16 protein-coding genes and 2 pseudogenes are annotated in these 17,118 nt (G+C 64.1%); 7 read left to right on the plus strand and 11 right to left on the minus strand.

Annotation, left to right across the window (positions count from 1 at the left end):
- The first annotated feature begins 107 nt into the window (after positions 1 to 107).
- The 4 genes from E3227_RS02995 to E3227_RS03010 are packed head-to-tail and all read left to right on the plus strand — an operon-like array spanning position 108 to position 3,348.
- Positions 108 to 1,454, plus strand: coding sequence for an HNH endonuclease signature motif containing protein (locus E3227_RS02995; RefSeq protein WP_144317487.1), 1,347 nt, complete (start codon positions 108 to 110; stop codon positions 1,452 to 1,454).
- Between the two features lie 11 nt (positions 1,455 to 1,465).
- Positions 1,466 to 2,284 (plus strand): glycosyltransferase, encoded by an 819-nt coding sequence (locus tag E3227_RS03000; RefSeq protein WP_144317488.1) that lies wholly within the window; start codon positions 1,466 to 1,468, stop codon positions 2,282 to 2,284.
- 6 nt (positions 2,285 to 2,290) lie between these two features.
- Entirely contained in the window at positions 2,291 to 2,989 is a 699-nt protein-coding gene (locus tag E3227_RS03005; protein ID WP_006839314.1) for a glycosyltransferase family 2 protein, read from the plus strand.
- Complete coding sequence (locus tag E3227_RS03010; RefSeq protein ID WP_006839313.1) at positions 2,986 to 3,348, plus strand: DUF2304 domain-containing protein; 363 nt, start codon at positions 2,986 to 2,988, stop codon at positions 3,346 to 3,348. Before E3227_RS03005 ends, E3227_RS03010 begins: the two co-directional genes overlap by 4 nt.
- Here E3227_RS03010 and E3227_RS03015 read toward each other — a convergent pair.
- From E3227_RS03015 to E3227_RS03025, 3 genes are read right to left on the minus strand one after another with little or no spacing between them, the layout of a single operon-like run.
- Positions 3,345 to 3,971, minus strand: coding sequence for an MBL fold metallo-hydrolase (locus E3227_RS03015; RefSeq protein ID WP_006839312.1), 627 nt, complete (start codon positions 3,969 to 3,971; stop codon positions 3,345 to 3,347). The genes E3227_RS03010 and E3227_RS03015 overlap by 4 nt on opposite strands.
- Position 3,972: 1 nt before the next feature.
- Positions 3,973 to 5,070, minus strand: coding sequence for an S-(hydroxymethyl)mycothiol dehydrogenase (locus E3227_RS03020; protein ID WP_144317489.1), 1,098 nt, complete (start codon positions 5,068 to 5,070; stop codon positions 3,973 to 3,975).
- 23 nt (positions 5,071 to 5,093) lie between these two features.
- Positions 5,094 to 5,927: a GDSL-type esterase/lipase family protein gene (locus tag E3227_RS03025; RefSeq protein ID WP_006839310.1), complete on the minus strand. Its 834-nt coding sequence runs from the start codon at positions 5,925 to 5,927 to the stop codon at positions 5,094 to 5,096.
- Between the two features lie 196 nt (positions 5,928 to 6,123).
- Here E3227_RS03025 and E3227_RS03030 point away from each other — a divergent pair.
- A pseudogene (locus E3227_RS03030) lies at positions 6,124 to 7,786 on the plus strand (AMP-binding protein).
- Between the two features lie 10 nt (positions 7,787 to 7,796).
- Positions 7,797 to 8,249: a DUF4442 domain-containing protein gene (locus E3227_RS03035; protein ID WP_170228615.1), complete on the plus strand. Its 453-nt coding sequence runs from the start codon at positions 7,797 to 7,799 to the stop codon at positions 8,247 to 8,249.
- Between the two features lie 387 nt (positions 8,250 to 8,636).
- Here E3227_RS03035 and E3227_RS03040 read toward each other — a convergent pair whose 3' ends face one another.
- The 8 genes and pseudogenes from E3227_RS03040 to E3227_RS03075 form a co-directional block, all read right to left on the minus strand.
- A complete protein-coding gene (locus E3227_RS03040; RefSeq protein WP_136648821.1) occupies positions 8,637 to 9,323 on the minus strand; it encodes a DUF305 domain-containing protein in 687 nt (228 codons plus the stop codon).
- A 48-nt stretch (positions 9,324 to 9,371) separates the two neighbouring features.
- Positions 9,372 to 9,509, minus strand: a complete 138-nt coding sequence (locus tag E3227_RS11510) for a hypothetical protein (RefSeq protein ID WP_170228597.1) — start codon at positions 9,507 to 9,509, stop codon at positions 9,372 to 9,374.
- 333 nt (positions 9,510 to 9,842) lie between these two features.
- Positions 9,843 to 10,555, minus strand: a pseudogene (locus E3227_RS03050) (IS6 family transposase).
- Between the two features lie 307 nt (positions 10,556 to 10,862).
- Positions 10,863 to 11,477: a YdhK family protein gene (locus tag E3227_RS03055; protein WP_136648819.1), complete on the minus strand. Its 615-nt coding sequence runs from the start codon at positions 11,475 to 11,477 to the stop codon at positions 10,863 to 10,865.
- A gap of 47 nt (positions 11,478 to 11,524) precedes the next feature.
- Positions 11,525 to 13,759 carry a copper-translocating P-type ATPase gene (locus tag E3227_RS03060; protein WP_144317490.1) on the minus strand — a complete coding sequence of 745 codons (2,235 nt, stop codon included), beginning with the start codon at positions 13,757 to 13,759 and terminating at the stop codon, positions 11,525 to 11,527.
- Positions 13,760 to 13,810: 51 nt separating this feature from the next.
- Positions 13,811 to 14,137 carry a heavy-metal-associated domain-containing protein gene (locus tag E3227_RS03065; protein WP_005276120.1) on the minus strand — a complete coding sequence of 109 codons (327 nt, stop codon included), beginning with the start codon at positions 14,135 to 14,137 and terminating at the stop codon, positions 13,811 to 13,813.
- A gap of 111 nt (positions 14,138 to 14,248) precedes the next feature.
- On the minus strand, positions 14,249 to 15,376 hold the full coding sequence (locus tag E3227_RS03070; RefSeq protein WP_144317491.1) for a sensor histidine kinase: 1,128 nt from the start codon (positions 15,374 to 15,376) through the stop codon (positions 14,249 to 14,251).
- Positions 15,373 to 16,095, minus strand: coding sequence for a response regulator transcription factor (locus tag E3227_RS03075; RefSeq protein ID WP_144317492.1), 723 nt, complete (start codon positions 16,093 to 16,095; stop codon positions 15,373 to 15,375). Before E3227_RS03075 ends, E3227_RS03070 begins: the two co-directional genes overlap by 4 nt.
- 402 nt (positions 16,096 to 16,497) lie before the next feature.
- Between E3227_RS03075 and E3227_RS03080 the strand changes: the two genes are divergently transcribed.
- On the plus strand, positions 16,498 to 17,073 hold the full coding sequence (locus E3227_RS03080) for a CueP family metal-binding protein (protein WP_144317493.1): 576 nt from the start codon (positions 16,498 to 16,500) through the stop codon (positions 17,071 to 17,073).
- Positions 17,074 to 17,118: the final 45 nt, after the last annotated feature.

Below are 17,118 nucleotides of genomic sequence, written 5' to 3' on the forward strand. Positions count from 1 at the left end.
ACTATTTTCTAATTTTGTCACATAACCTCCATTCATGCCCTTGAGTATCGAATATATGTTCACTACACTGGCATTTATAAACGGGGGGAATTTCAGCGACGAACGATATGCGACGCGACGGCGCCCGGCTCATCATCGAGGGCGAGTTCATGGTGTTCAGCAGCTACAGTCTGGACACCGTCCACAGCATAGACAGCGACTACGACATTGAAATCGCGGAACTGATGGCAATCACAGGGCGAGGGAAACATTTCGTCGAGGCCGGGGTCGCCGGTTACAGTCGCCTGCGCGACCTGCCTCGCCTGCGCGCGCTGCAGAACGAGCGCCAGCTTCTCGACGTCCCCCGGCTCGCCGCGATCGACCGCACCTTGAGCGTGCTCGCCCCCGACACAACCGCGCGCACGCTCGCGCTTTTCGACGACCTCCTGGTCGACATGTTCACCTCCACCCGCCTCGGCGCCGCCCTGCCCAGCGTGTGGAGCGTCACCCGCAGACTGCGCCGCCTCGTCGCCGAGGTGGATCCCTCGGTCGATTTCAACCCTGTCAAGCGCCGGCAGCGCGAGAAGCCCCTGGCACCCACCGCACGCTTCTTCCCCGGTGCCGACGGCACGACAGCGCTCAACCTCACCGCCGACGCCGCGACCATGGCCAGCGTCGACGCGTTCGTCGGCGCCACGGCCCGAGAACACAAGCTCGGCCTCGCCGACGCCATGATCAAACTGCTCACCGGCCACCTCGCGCCCGAAACGCACGCGACCACGCGCGTCTACGCCGTCGGTGAGGAAACCTTTTCCCCGCGGCTCGGCTGGCTCGGGGACTCCTACCTCAACCTGTTCGGCGAAGGCAACGTCAAGATCACCCAGCTTGACGACGCCTCCAGCGCCCACACCGATAGTTACACACCGACCAAGAAGATGGCGGCCTTTGTCAGGGCGCGCGACGGCGCATGCGTCTTCCCCGGCTGCCACGTCCCCGCTGAGCGCTGCCAGCTCGACCACCGCATCCCCTACGGCCAGGGAGGCGAAACAACCCCAGACAATCTCCACTGCTTGTGCCAACGGCATCATAATTTCAAGACAGATAAGCGGGGGTTTTACATCCCAGACCCCGCCACGGGTGAAACAATCTGGCTTTTCGCAGACGGCACCTGGATTACCAGCGAGGCCAAGGGAATCCTGCGGGACAACCTCACCCCGACCAACCCCAGGTGGGCAACAACCCGCGAACGCGTGCGCGCCCGTCGCGCCCACATCGCCCGGTTCAACGCGGCGTGCCACGCCGCCTGCGACGAATACGACTCCGGGGCCGACGATGGCGCAACGGTGGCGAAAATCAAGCACTTTGAGGAGGAATTTGACCTCACCTTCGACTACCCACCGCAACCAGAAGACCTCTCGTGGATCCCGCCCGAACCGGACGACACTGAACCTCCCTATCCCGACCCGCTCGCGTAGGATACGGCCACGTGGCCACGATTTCTGCGCTTTTGTCCGCCTACAGAAACACCCCCGCCGGGGAACTCCGCCAGGCCTTGGACTCCCTCGCCCGGCAGACCCGTCCCGCCGATGAGGTCGTCGTCGTCTTTGACGGGCCAGTCTCCGACGATGTGGAGCGCTTGGCAGAGGGGACTGAGAATGTGCGCGTCGTCACGCTTGCTCACAACGTGGGACTGGGCCCCGCGCTGCAGGCGGGACTGGAGACAATCACCTCCGACTACGTCGCGCGGCTCGATACCGACGACATTGCGCACCCGGAGCGGATAGAAAAACAAGTGGCATTTATGGAGGCTCACCCAGATATCGCGGCGCTCGGCACTGCGGTACGCGAGTTTTCAGGCGCGACCGATCTCGATGCCGGCCCGGTGCGCGCGATGCCGGAAACCCACGAAAAAATCGCGAAATACGCCCTGATCAACTCGCCGCTCAATCACCCCTCGGTGATCCTGCGCACCGCCGCGATCAAGGAGGTCGGCGGTTACCAGGGCGTCCACTTCATGGAGGACTACGACCTCTGGGCCAGGCTCATCGCCGCCGGCAAGAGACTCCACAACATGCCCGAGCCGCTGACGTACTTCCGGGTGAGCCCGGAGCAGTTCGCGCGGCGCACGGGCCGCGAGATGTTCGCCGCCGAGCGCGAGATGCAGGCCCGGTTAGTTTCTTACGGGCTCGTCGGCCCGTGGCGCGCTAGGTTCAACCTCGCCGCCCGAACGACCTACCGGTTGCTCCCGATGACGCTGTTGACACGCGTATATACCCGCCTTTTCACCGCAGCTAGTAACGTTTAGGCCACCATGAGCGAAATCCAGGACTACTCCGACACCTGGCTGGTGATCCCCTGCTACAACGAGGGCCCAGTCATCCAGGAGGTCATCGAGCATGCCCGCGAGACTTTTCCTCACATCGTCGCGGTGAACGACGGCTCCAAGGACAACTCGCCCGCCGCGATCCACGCCGCGGGCGCGCACCTGGTGAACCACCCCGTCAACCTCGGGCAGGGCGCTGCGATCCAGACCGGCATCGAGTACGCCCGCGCACAGCCCGGTGCGCAGTACTTCGTCACCTTCGATGCCGACGGGCAGCACCAAGTCAAAGACGTGGTGAAGATGCTCGAGCGCCTGCGCACCGAGCCAGTGGACATCGTCGTGGGCACCCGCTTCGCCGGCCAGGAAACCACCCAGGTGCCGCTGATCAAGCGCGTGGTACTCAAGACCGTTGTCTTGCTCTCTCCCCGCACGCGACGCCTCGGGCTCTCGGACGCCCACAACGGGCTCCGCGCCTTCAATAAGAAGGTCGCAGACGAGATGAACATTCGGATGAACGGCATGTCGCACGCCTCCGAGATCGTCGCGCTTATCGACGCCAACGGCTGGCGCGTCACCGAGGAACCCGTAGACATCCTCTACACGGAATACTCGATGAGCAAGGGGCAATCTCTTATCAACGGCGTGAACATTCTCGCCGACGGCATCGTGGCAAGGAGGCTCCCGTGATCCAGGTCCTGCTGCTCGCGGCCGCGCTCGCGGTCGCGTTCTACTTCTTTACCAACCGCAAGAAGGCCAACGCCAAGGCATGGGTGAAAATCGGTTTCGCCGCGCTCATGGTGGCCGCCATCTGGGCAATCCTGCGACCCGATGACGTCACCGTGCTGGCTAACTGGCTCGGCGTGGACCGGGGCACCGACCTCATGCTCTACGTGCTCATCATGGCGTTTTTCTTCACCACGATCTCGGCCTGGACGCGATTCCGCGAACAGGAGCTGCGCTACGCCCGCCTCGCCCGGGCCATCGCGCTGCAAAACGCCGTGGTTCCCAGCACTGAGAACCACGGCGCTGTAACGAAAGAAGGCTAGTAGCCCCGCTTGATCCACTCCTCGAGGTGGGGGGCTTCCTCGCCGATCGTGGTGTGGTCGCCGTGGCCGGTGCGCACGATCGTCTCAGGGGGAAGATCCAAGACGCGCTTCTGCAGCGAATCAATGATCGTGTCGAAGGACGAGTAGGAACGCCCCGTCGCACCAGGGCCGCCCTGGAAAAGCGTGTCACCGGAAAACAGTACGCCGGCCTCCTCCGCGTAGAGCACGACCGAGCCCGGCGAGTGCCCCGGGGTCGACATCGCTTTAAGCTCCGTTCCGGCAATCGAGAAGATGTCGCCATCGCCCAAGTTCACGAACGCTTCGTTCGGGTTCTGCTCGTACCAGAGCATGTCGTCGCCCGGGTGCAGGTATACGGGGGCGTCGACAAGCTTGCTCAAAAGCGGGGCGGCGTCGACGTGATCGTTGTGGCCGTGTGTTGCGATGATGCCCTTGACCTTCCGGTCGCCGACGGCCTTGGCAATGGTCTCGGCATCGTGCGCGGCATCGATGATGTAGACCTCGCGGTCATCGCCGACGATCCATACATTGTTGTCCACGTCCCACTCTCCACCGTCGAGGCGGAAAACACCGGACGTGAGTACGTGTTCAATTCGCAGAGACATGTTAGAACTCCACCACGCTTCGCAGAACGTCGCCACGCTTCATCTTCGCGAACGCGTCCTCAATGTCGCCGATGCCGATGCGCTCGGAAACGAACTCGCCGAGCGGGAAGCGGCCCTGCATGTGCAGGTCCACGTAGGTCGGGAAGTCGCGCTCGGGCAGGCAGTCGCCGTACCAGGCCGGCTTGATGGACCCGCCGTGGCCGTACAGGTCGATTGCCGGGATGTCGACGTGGTCGGTGAGGTTCGGAACGCCCACCATGACCATCCGACCGGCAAGGTCACGGGAGTAGAACGCCTGGCGCCAGGTCGGCTGGATCCCGACGGCGTCGATGGTGACGTCCGGGCCGAAGCCGTCGGTAAGTTCGCGCACGGCGTCGATCACCTCGTCCTCGCTCTTGCCCTTGGAGCACACCGCGTGGGTCGCGCCGAAGCGCTCGATGGCCGCATCGCATTTGCGCTGGTCAAGGTCGACGGCAATAATTGTCGACGCCCCGGCCAGCTTGGCTCCGGCCACGGCCGCCAGGCCGACGCCGCCAAGGCCGAACACGGCGACCGACTCGCCGAGCTGGATGTCGCCGGTGTTTACCGCCGCGCCCAGGCCGGCCATGATGCCGCAGCCGAGCAGGCCGGCGGCCGCCGGATCCTCCTCGGGGTTGACCTTCGTGCACTGCTTCTCGTGCACCAGGGTCTTCTCGGCGAACGAGCCGATTCCGAGGGCGGGGGTCAGCTCGGTGCCGTCGTCAAGCGTCATGCGTGCCGACGCATTGTGGGTGTTGAAGCAGTTCTTCACGTCGCCCTTGCGGCAGGCGCGGCACTCGCCGCATACCGCGCGCCAGTTCAGCACCACGAAATCTCCCACTTCGACGTGGGTGACGTTCTCGCCGATCGTTTCAACGATGCCGGCCGACTCGTGACCGAGCAGGAAGGGGAAGGCATCCTCGATGTCCCCGTCGCGGTAGGCGAGGTCGGTGTGGCAGACTCCGGTGGTCTGCACCTTGACGATAACGTCGTTCGGCCCCGGCTCCGGAAGGGTAATGTCGACCACCTCGACGGGGCTACCTTTTTCGCGTGCAATGACTCCTTGTACTTTTTCGCTCATACCCCCCAATGGTAACGAGGCGACTAGGAGTTAGCGATGACGCGGGCCACGTGATCGTGGCCCCGCTGGTTCACGTGGATCGGCAAATTGCCGGGACCTGCGTAGAAATCGACCAACCCGGCCCACATCCGCTGATCGTCCGGGGCGCACATGTTGTTATTCCACGTCGAGGGCTTCACATCCAGGAACTCGGTGCCCGTCGCCCGGGCAGCATCGACCGACATCCACTGCGCCTGATCCTCCCAGCGCTGGATCTGCGCGAACGACGTCCAGTCCGACACGTTCGGCGCGATGTGGAACAGGCACACCTTGTCGCCGGAGGTGATCTTCGGGTAACCCACGAACTGGATCCGCGCATTCGGCGCGGCGGCACGGATGCGGCTGACCTGCGGAATCATGTAGTTGACAAAGTCGCGGCGCACGTCAGCATCCGGACGGCCCTCGTTGTTGTAGGTGTCGTTGAAACCGGTCGTGATGATCACCCGGGCCGTGCCCGGGTTCAGCGCACCGTCGGACAATGCACGGTCGACCTGGGTGTACAGCTGCGGGCCGGGCGAGACCGTCACCGTACCCGTGCAGGAGTAATCGGACGCCGCCAGCCCGAGCTGCGCCGCCGCCTGCCGCCCCCAGCTCGTCGGGCTCTGCGGGCACCACGTGCCGACACCCGACGACCCGCGCGGGTCGAGCCCGAGCTTGCCGGCCAACCACTGCGGAGCGTTCGGGTCCGAGATGACCGAGTCCCCGAAAATCACCATGTTGCGCTGCTGCGCGTTCGCGGGAGCGTGCGCCATGGACAAGGCAGCGAGCGCGGTGGCGCACACGGCCACTACACGGAGGCGGATGGTACGGGCGAGCATGCAGGACTCCTCTACAACTACAACGTCACAGGCATTTCTATTGCATCCTAGAGTATCGCCGCCAACCGTGTCAGCGTTACAGCGTTAACCCCCACCCTGGCGAAAGTCCATACCGCGCACGGTATCAACGATAAGGTGGTGAACACGCACTGGCACCACCGACGGAAAAGACAAGCCCATACCCACCCTGAACCCAATGCAGCGCGTGACCTTTACCACCACGTCGCTGGTGCGCCTCCTCCGGGCCGGCATCGGCGCGGGCGCGTTGTCGCCGGAAGGCAGCCCCGCCGCGCTTTTCAAGGTTCTCCCCCTCTACAGCCGCTACCGCTTCACCACGGCGCGCGAGATCGAGCAGTCATCCGCTGCGTGCCCAGAGCGCAACGCGCTTATCGACGACGACGGGGTCCTGAGCTACCGCCAGCTACGCGATCAGACCCGCGCTGTGGCCACGTGGCTCCTCGCTCGCAAGCGCGACCGGGGGGGTGGAAGAGCTCCGTGTTGCGGTGATGGCCCGCAACGGCCGCGGTGTGGTCATACCCATGGGTGCGAAAGGCCTCACCGGAGGGCACCTGTTCCTGCTCAACGTCGGTTCCTCCCCGGAGCAGCTCGCCGGCATCTTCGCGGAGAACCGCATCAACGTGCTGTTTATCGACGACGAATTCGCCGACCGGATCCCTGCGAACATGGACGGCATCGAGGTCATCTGGGCACACACCACGACGGCACACGGGAGCGAACCCACCCTCGCCCGCATCGCGGAAGGGGTGGAGCAGGCCGACAACGCACCGCAACTGCCGCTTTTCCCCTCCCACGGCAACATCGTCCTGATGTCCTCGGGCACCACCGGGGTGCCGAAGGGCATCCTCCGCCCGGAGCCCATCCTGCCGTTCGTGATCGGCGGGTACCTCTCCACCGTGCCGTGGCGATCCGGGATGACGGTGCAACTGACCGCTTCCATGTTCCACACCTGGGGCTGGTCGGCGGTCAATGTCTCGCTCGCGCTGCGCAACACCATCATCACCCAGCGCGTCTTCGACCCAGAGAAAGTGTTCCGCCAGATCCAGGACTTCCGCTGTGACGGGCTGGTGTCCTCGCCGATCTTTTTCAAGCAGATGCTCGCCATCCCCGGCAACAAGATGTTCGACACCTCGAACCTGAAGTTCATCGCCTCGTCCGGAAATGCGCTGACACCGCTTCTGGTGGAGCGCATGACCGAGCGCTTCGGGCCCATCCTGGCCAACTACTACGGCTCCACCGAGCTGGCCCTGGCGGCCTGTGCCAACGCGGAGATGGTCGCGGCGGATCCGACCATCGCCGGCCGCATTCCTCCGGGCACGATCTTGCGGATTTACGACGACAATGGGCGCGAGACCAAGCCCGGCGAGGTAGGGCGGATCTTCCTCACTAACGAAACTGCGTTGAAGGGCTATTCCAACCCCCAGACCCCCATCGTGGAGATCGACGGCCTCATCGAGATGGGCGACCTGGGTTACTTCGACACCGACGGGCACCTCCACGTGCTCAGCCGCAACGACGACATGATCATTGTCGGCGGGGAAAACGTCCACCCGCAGTCCGTCACCGAGGTTCTCGAGCGCATGCCCGGCATCGATGAGATCCATTCCGGAGGTGTTGACGACGAGGACACCTTCAAGCGCGTCGCCGTGTGGGTTGTCCCCACTGACGACGAGGCAGGAGATGCCCTGACCTCCGACGCAATCCGTGAATGGGTCCGTCTCAACCTCGCCGATCACTCCGTGCCGCGAGACATTAACTTCGTGACCGAGCTGCCGCGCAATGCCACAGGCAAGGTGGTGCCGCGCCTGCTGCCGGCATCGACACGCGATGACGAGCGGTAGAGTGCACACCATGCACTTCTCCGCAAAAACACTGCGCAGGTTCATGAATTTCTGGCCGCCGTTTCTCGGCGCCGGAATCCGGGTTCGCGAATTCGCCGACGACGGCTCGCGTGTGGTGGTGAACCACACGCTGACCAAGTTCAACCGCAACGCCGTGGGCACCGCCTTCGGCGGCACAATCATGGCGATGACCGACCCGTTTTTCATGCTCGCCTCGATGGCACGGCTGGGCAAGGAGTACACCGTGTGGGATGTCGCGGGCGAGGTGAAATTCCTGAAACCGGGAAAGGGAACCATCACGGCGGTGATGGAGATCTCCGACGAAACCTACGATCTGATCAAGGAAAAGACGGCCGACGGATCAAAGTACCTGCACTGGTTCGATACCGAGGTCACCAGCGAGGCGGGCGAGGTCGTCGCGCATGTGCGTAGGCAGGTGTACTACCGCCGAAAAAGAAAATGAGCCACCTGCGAGAATCGAACTCGCGACCTTCTCATTACGAGTGAACCCTTCCTGGCGTTGGCTAGCAACAACGCCACCAAGGACGACAGTAAAAGACCAGATCAGAGAAGCAATACCGCCAATGAGAAACGGTTAGCGCTCAGAGCGGTGTGTATTTTGTGTGTACTCGCCCGTTACTTTGATGGTGTCCCCATAATGGGGATAGTCGCGTCTGGACACAGGAGCTTTCCCCTTTCCTCAGTGGTGCGACCAGAGGGAGAAGAAACATCCACCCCGGTGCACCCGCTGCGGTGACAACGACCCATCGCCCGCAGCAGGTGGCAATCGTCACGGTTATCCCTCTTTTTCAGATTCCTGTCCTCGGGATCAGAAAAAGACGGGGGCCTGTCATAGGTCAGTGAGCATCTGCTGCATCTGGGCGATCTCGGCCTCCTGGTCGTTGATAATTTGTTCGGCCAGGGTGATTGCATGGGGATTCTGGCCGTCAGCAACCTCGTCACGGGCCATGTCGACCGCACCTTCGTGGTGGGCGGTCATCTGCTCCAGGTAGAGGCGGGCAGCCTCGGTGCCCTGGGCTTCCTCAAGGGCTGTCATGTCCTCCTGGCTCATCATCCCGCTCATGCCACCCATCTCGCCGTGATCCATTCCACCCATCTCGTCCATGGTCCCCATGCCCCCAGAGTCGGTGACCGGCTGCTGGCCCCAGGCCTCGAGCATGGCGTTCATCCGGTCAATCTCCGGTCCCTGGGCGTCAATAACCCCCTGGGCAAACTCCACGACCTGGGCGGGGATACCCTCCTTGGCCAGGAGCATCTCACTCATCTCCACGGCCTGCTGGTGATGGGGGATCATCATCTGGGCAAACATGATGTCCGCGTCGTTGTGATCGGCGGAGATCTCCCCGTCCGCCTCAGTCGTCGCCGTGGTGGTCTCGGTCGTCTCAGCGGTAGTCGTCGCAGTGCTGGTGGCCGAGGTGGTGGCGTCGGTGTTGCCTGACTCGGTGGCCTCACCGCAGGCGGCCAGCGCCAGGGTGGAGGCCACGGCGAGAGCGGAAAGAACAAGGGTGCGCTTCATGGTGGAGCCTTTCAGGGTCATATGGGGGCAGTGGAGAGAAGTGGTGGATCAGTGGACGGCGGTGGATACCGGAGTAGGCGTGGTGTGTTCCTCCTTCGGACTGGTGGGAGCCAGGTGGGCCGGGTCCAGATCAATCCGGCGCAGCAGCTGAGCGTTAAGCGCCACCACAATCGTCGACAGCGACATCAACACCGCAGCAGCAGCCGGGGGAAGCAGAAAAGGGCAGAAACACCACTTCCCAGGACTTGACCCCGCGGGATCCGACCGAGGCCATCGTTGAACACCTCCGCGATCAAGGTGTTGCGACGACCACTTGAATCCGCCTTGGGCCCCGCGATCTGAGTGCATCACCGCGCCTTCGCGCAGGTGGCCGTGGTCCCGGGCCATCGCCAGCGCATCGACGACAGCGAGGTGCGCATGTGCTCGGCCATCTGCCAGCCGAGGTGCTGTTGCAAAGTTGGGGGAGAACAGCGAAGACTCAGTTTCTCATTCTCTGATGGCCGCTGCGTGTGGGCGTTCTCAGGCCGTCTCGAAGACCCGGTTGACGTTCACCGCGTCCGGGTTCGGTTGCCCGTAGGCAAACATCGTGCCTTGCCCTTTCCGCAATGAGTGCATCGCCTCCATCCCTTTCAACGTCCGATATGCAGATGTCCGGTTCTTAAACGCGCCTTTCGGCCCGAGGATCCGCTTCAGCCGACCATGGTCGCCTTCCAGGATGTTGTTGAGGTATTTCACCTGCCGGTGTTCCACTGTTGGCGGGCAGATTCCCTCTGACTTCAACTCGGCGATTGCCCTGGCTAGGGAGGGTGCTTTATCGGTGTTGATCACTCTGGGATACCCGGCTGACGCATTGGATCTGAGGGCCTTGGCCAGGAAACGCTTCGCTGCGGCCACGTTCCGTTTCGGAGAGAGGTAAAAGTCCAGGGTCTGGCCACCGGCGGTGATCGCCCGATAGAGGTAGCACCACCTGCCGCCGACCCGGATATAGGTCTCATCCACCCGCCAGGAACTGGCCTGCCAATCAGGTACCTGCCGGTACCACCGTGTTTGCTTGCCCAGCTCAGGGGCGTATTTCTGGACCCAGCGGTGAGAATCGTGGTGTGATCAACCGGCACGCCCCGCTCGGTCATCATTTCCTCCAAGTCTCGGTAGCTCACCCCGTAGCGGCAGTACCACCGCACCGCCCACAGGATGACCTCGCGAGGGAAATGACGACCCGAGAAGATACCCATGGCTGTGATTATTTCACCTCGCTCTTCCTACTGCCCCAACTTTGCAACAGCACCGATGCAGGTACCCCAAGAGACCGGGCCTGTGGGCAGAGACAAAGCCCTGGAATGAACTCCTGTCACCAGGGTCATTCCAGGGCATATTTCCCCTGACTAAGAGAAGCAGTGACACAGAAGGTCTACCTCAGCGTGGGCCCTGTGGGCGTGCAGGTTCCGTGTGTGGCTGGTGTGCTGCGGCATGGTCGGCAGCGATTGATGACCGACTCTGGAGCGGGTGCCTTGTCTGGTCTCGCGGTTCAGGGTGGGTGGACTATTCGGCGGGTTGGATCTCGCTCTCGGTGACCCATTTGTGGTTGATCATGGTCATCTCCCCAGTGTCAATGTCGACCATGTAGACCGTTTCCTGCGTGGAGTAGTCGATGGTGGCGGTCGCGCCCTGCATTCCCGGCATGTGCTCGGCGTTCAGGACCACCTTGGTGCCGCCGGGGAGCGGTGCCTCGCCCGGGTCGACAAGCTCCTCGTGCACGACCCACCGGTGATCGGTGACCGGCTCACCACCGTCAGTCGGGGTGTAGCTGACCGAGTAGGTGGTGGTGTCGAAGGCCCCGGAGATCGTGGCCTGCGCACCGTCCATGCCCGGCATGTGATCAGCCGTGAGCATCACCTCGGAGCCGACCGGGTAGGTCGGATCCGTGGCTTCAGTGATGCCCTCCGGGGGCGGGCCACCGTCTTCCGGGTGCTCCATGTCATGACCACCGTCGTCGGCAGTGGTGGTGTCTTCCTGGTGGGTCTCGTTGGTCTCTGCGGTTGCCGTCGTGGTGCTGGTGGTGTCGGCATCGTCGGAGTTGTCGGTGGCGTCGCTGCAGGCGGTCAGCGCCAGGGTGGAGGTCAGTACCAAGGCGGCGAGGGTAATGCTGCGTTTCATGAGCGTTCCTTTCAAAGGTGGTGTGAGTTAGGGGTCGAGAGACAAGGTCAGTCAGTAACGGTTACGGGGGATATCGACCCACTGTGTTCCTCCTTCGACTCGGTCGGAGCCAGGTGAGCCGGCTCCAGATCAATGCGGCGCAACAGCTGGGCGTTCAGGGCCACCACGATGGTCGAGGCAGACATCAAGATCGCGCCCACGGCCGGGGACAGCACGAACCCGATCGAGGCGAGCACTCCGGCGGCCAGCGGCACGGCGAGGATGTTGTAGCCAGAGGCCCAGATCAGGTTCTGGATCATCTTGCGGTAGCTGGCCTGGGACAGCTCAATCATCGACAGCACTGCCCGCGGGTCATCACTGGCTAGGACCACCCCGGCAGATTCCATGGCCACATCCGTGCCGGCACCGATGGCGATACCGACCTCCGCGCGGGCCAGAGCGGGGGCGTCATTGACACCGTCACCGACCATGGCCACGCTCAGGCCACGCTCCTGTAACTGGGTGACCTTGGTGTCCTTGTCCTGGGGCAGGACCTCGGCGAAGACCTCATCGATCCCCAGGTCCTGGCCAACCGCCTGGGCCACCTGCTGCGCGTCACCGGTGATCATCGCGACCTTCACCCCGCGGTCCTGCAGGGCTTTCACGGCGGCGCGGGATTCGGGGCGGATCTTGTCCTCGACGGCCACCGCACCGATGATCTGACCGTCGCGGACAATATGGAGCACACCGGCCCCACGCCCGGTCCAGGCGCTGGTGGTGTCGGTGAGCTCGGCCGGGGTGGTGAGGTTGAACTCGCGCAGCATGTTCGGCCCGCCCACGAGGATCTCAGCGCCATCGACAGTCGCCCGGACCCCCCGGCCGGAGGCGGCGCTGAAACCAGTTGCACGGATTTGCCGACGGGAGGCCTCGGGATGGGCGGCCGCGGCCGCCACGATGGCGCGGGCCACGGGGTGCTCGCTGTCTGCCTCCGCGGCGGCGGCCAGGGCCAGCAGCTCGCCCTCGGTGACGCCGACAGCTGCCGCGACACCGGTGACCGCGTGCGCACCCTCGGTCAGGGTGCCGGTTTTGTCGAAGAGCACCACGTCTATGGTGCGCATCCGCTCGAGTGCCATCCGGTCCTTGATGAGCACCCCAGATTTCGCGGCCCGCTCGGTGGAGATCGCAATGACCAGCGGAATCGCCAGGCCCAGGGCGTGCGGACAGGCGATGACCAGCACCGTGACCGTGCGCACCACGGCATCGTCCGGGCTGCCGATGATGGTCCACACCACCGCGGTGATCAGAGCGGAGATCAGCGCGAACCAGAACAACAACGCCGCCGCCCGATCCGCCAGGGCCTGGGCCCGGGAGGAGGAGGCCTGGGCGTCGGCAACCATGCGCTGGATGCCTGCCAGGGCGGTGTCCCCACCGGTGGCCTCCACCCGGACCCGGACGGTGTTGTCGGTGGCCACGGTGCCGGCCACCACGGTCTCACCGGTATCCCGGAAGACGGGACGGGATTCGCCGGTGATCATCGCCTCATCGAATTCGGCGGCTCCGTCGAGGATGGTTCCGTCGGCCGGCACCCGGGCACCGGCCCTCACCAGCACGACGTCGTCGACGACCAGCTCGGAGATGGCCACGGTGCGGGTGGTCCCGTCGATGACTTTCTCGGCCTCGTCCGGCAGCAGGGCAGCCAGCGCGTCAAGCGCGGAGGACGCGGCCCCGAGAGCACGCATCTCCAGCCAGTGGCCCAGCAGCATGATGGTCACCAGCAGGGCCAGCTCCCACCAGAAGTCCAGGTCAAAACCGCCCAGCCCCAGAGTGGTGACCCAGGAGGCGACAAACGCCACGGTGATGGCCATGGCGATCAGGAGCATCATCCCGGGTTGGCGGGATTTCAGTTCGTTCCATCCGCCCTTGAGGAAAGGCGTTCCGCCGTAGACGAAGATGATCGTGCCCAGCACCGGGGGGATCCAGGTGGATCCGGGGAATGCCGGGAGGTGGTAGCCGAGCAGGTGGGCGACCATGGGGCTGAAAATAACGACGGGAATGGACAGAATCAGCGACCACCAGAAGCGGTCCCGAAACATTGCGGTGCTGTGTCCGGCGTGTTCGCCGTGACCATGAACGTGGTGGTCTTCGTCCAGGGCGGAGTGCGGGTGATCGTGGGGCATCGCCTGGCCGTGGGTGTCGGCATCTGCGTGGTGTTCGTGGCTGGCATGATCCGGGTGGTGGGTGTGGTTTGTTTCCGGAGCGGGGTGATCACCATGGTGATCGCCGGAATGGTGGGGAGTGCTCATGACGTTCCTTCCGCTCAACCCGGTCGGGGTCGAGATGATGGGTAAAACAGATCAGGATAAGACGGTGTAGCCGGCCTCCTCGATGGCCCGGCGAACCATCTCCGGAGGTACGACACCGGTGACCGTGACGGTGGAAACACCACCAGCAGCGAGATCAATCTGGACGTCGTCGACCTGGGGGAGGGCCTGAAGGGCCTGGGTCACGCTTTTCGCGCAGTGTCCGCAGGTCAGGCCGGTGACCTGGTAGCTAGGGGAGGACCCTCCTGCTGACGAGTCGCTGGCGGCAGGGATGGAGGCGGTGTCGGCACGTGAGGCAGGTCCGCAACAGCTGCAGCCGTGGGAGGCCATCGGCAAGAGGCGGGGCGGGGAGGTGATCATGGGAAAGCTCCTACGGGTCGGTGGGATGCGATAACGCTCGCTAGCGTATACCCCCCCGGGGTACATTCTCAAGGGGTGGAGGGCACGGCCCTCACGCGGGGCAGGGTGTGGTCACCGAGCAGCCTCCTCACTGTCGGGAGGAGACAGCGGGAGGCGGAGGGCAAACACCGCTCCGCGACCGGGTCCGGGGGAGGTGGCGGTGAGAGTGCCGCCGTGGGCCTCGACCAATGCCCTGGAGATGGTCAGGCCGATACCGGCCCCGCCGTTGTCCCGGCTGCGGGCGGCATCCCCCCGGTAGAAGCGTTCGAAGATGTGTCCGAGCTGGCCAGGTGGGATGCCCTCGCCGTCATCGGCGACGTGGATGAGCGCGGTGGACGCCCCCTGTCGGTGGACGCTGATCCGGACCTGCCCGCCGGCCGGGGTGTGCCGTAGCGCGTTCGACAGGAGATTGCTCATCACCTGGCCGAAGCGTTGCCGGTCCACGAGCACCCGGGCGGTGTCCGTAATGGTCTCGACCTGTAAATCGACGCCTTTGTTAGCATAAGCTTCCCCCGCGGCAGCAGCGGCGGTATGGAGCAGATCCCCGAGCCCTTCCTCCGCCAGGTCCAACTCGATCCGGTGTTCCTGGGCCCGGGAGACATCGTCGATGTCTTCCATCAACCGGGTCAGGCGGGTGAGTTGGTCAGCCATGATCGTGTGGGTGGCATTATTCCAGTCCACGGCCCCGTCCTGGAGACCATCGAGGTAGACCGTGAGCACCGATAAGGGGGTGCCCATTTCGTGGGCCAGATCAGAGAGCATCTGGCGGCGGACCTGTTCGGTGTGTTCCAGCCGGTCGGCCATGGTGTTGAAGGCATGTGCCAGGGTGGTGACCTCGGGGCCTGCTTCTCCGGCGGGCACGCGGATGCGATAGTTGCCGGCCGTCAGGCTGGTAGCGGCGCGGGCGAGATCTTGCAGGGGGGTGCGCAGGCGACGCGATAACCACAGGCTGGCAAGCAGGGCGCTGATCAAGGCGGTGGGCAGGGCGACGGCCAGGGTGATCAGGTTGGCGTCCCGGTAGGCCTGCTCGGCATGGAACAGCTCCAGCGAGGGGTCCTCCCGGCCGGCCATCAACATATGATCATGGAACAGGGTCGGGCCCACCATCGTGGCCACGGTCGCGGCCACCAGCAGGCTAATCACCACGACCACCACCTGGGCGGTCAGGAAGCGGAAGGTCAGGCCGGGTCCGTGATTCATGGCTGCCCCACCCGGTAGCCCACGCCACGCACGGTGTCGATAAACCCCCGGCCCCGGGTGTCGGTGCCGAGCTTGCGACGCAAGTTGCCGATGTGGACATCGACGATGCGTTCATCGCCGACCCAGGTGGTGTCCCAGACCTCGGTGACCAGGTCGTGGCGGGTCAGCACCTGGCCGGGGCGCAGGGCCAGGGCAACCAGCAGCTCGAACTCCGTGTGGGTGAGCTCCACGGTCGTCTCCCCCACCCGCACCTGATGGGCGACGGGGTCAAGGATGAGGTCACCAACGATCAAAGGGGTGGTCACCTGCGGTGGGGTGGTGCTGGTGCGCGGGCGGCGCAGCACCGCATGCACCCGGGTCACCAGTTCCCGGATGCTAAAAGGTTTGGTGATGTAGTCATCCGCCCCCAGGGTCAAACCGCTGATCTTGTCGTCCTCGCTGCCACGCGCGGTGAGCATGAGGATGTAGCAGTCCGAGAAGGTGCGGATCCGTCGGCACACCTCCAGGCCGTCGAGTTCGGGCAGCCCCAGATCCAGCACCACAACATCGGGGGAAAAGTGACGGGTCTCGTCCACGGCCTGGATGCCGGTGTGCGCCTGGCGGGTATCGAAGCCGGCCCGGATGAGGTAGGAGGCCACCATCTGAGCCAGGGGTTGTTCATCATCGACGACCAGCACCCGCCCCGGGGGCGTGGCGGTGGTCGGTGTGCGGTCAGCCATAGACCCCAGTATCGCTCCGGCCAGGGGAATACCACCCTCGCTCAGTGCTTGGCGGGGAAAACTTCATCAAATCTTCAAACGTCACCCTTCGACCGCCGTCACCCCTGTGCCTCACCCCGGGCCGGTGGCATCGCCTCCCCTGGTCGGTTCAGCAGGCGCCACCAGGGATTTCACTGCCTGCACCGCATACCCGGGGCGGGTGGAAGGACATCGCCCACGGCTGTGGGGTGGTGTCCCGGTGGTGACCCAGCCCACCGAATTCACCCCCTTTTCGCCCTGTTATAAGGCTGTGAGCAGGGTTTTTGGATTCTAGCCCGTCAGGCACCCGTGCTAGATAAAGGTATGGCATCGACCTTGAGGCGGTGTCTTCTTATGGCCTTACCACGATCCAAGGAGATTGACGTGAAACGAGCAGCGATCGCAGCCGCCGCCCTTGCCCTCGCCCTCACGGGGTGTTCGGCCGCCGACCCGGAACCCACCGCCGACGGGACGGTGTCCCAGGACACATTCCTGACTGCCCATGGCCTGGCCGCCATGGACGCGGTGGAGATCATTGATCACCTCGACCGGCAGAAGGTCACTGAGCGTCCCACGGATCTGATCGCCTCAGTACGTGGCAATGAACTGCTGCTCTCGAGCGATGACCAGGAAGTCGTGGTCGATCTTCCCGACAATCAGACGTATGTCTCGATCGCACCCTATCTCACCTCCACCCACGACTGCTTCTACCACAGCCTCACGACCTGCCTGGGGGAACTCGACAATGAGGATATCCAGGTCACGATTACCGATGAGGCGACCGGTGAGGTGCTGGTGGACGAGGCGACAACCACCTTCGACAACGGGTTTATTGGCTTCTGGCTTCCCGATGATGCCACCGGCCTGATTGAGGTCAGCTACCAGGGGCGTACCGGCACCACGGAGTTTTCCACCACCGACGACGGTGCCACCTGTGTCACAGACCTGCGCCTGACGTGATGGCTCAGCAGGGTCCTCACCTGCGCCTGTCTCCCGCGTCACTGA

It is taken from the genome of Corynebacterium sanguinis (genome assembly GCF_007641235.1).
Classification (GTDB): Bacteria; Actinomycetota; Actinomycetes; order Mycobacteriales; family Mycobacteriaceae; genus Corynebacterium; species Corynebacterium sanguinis.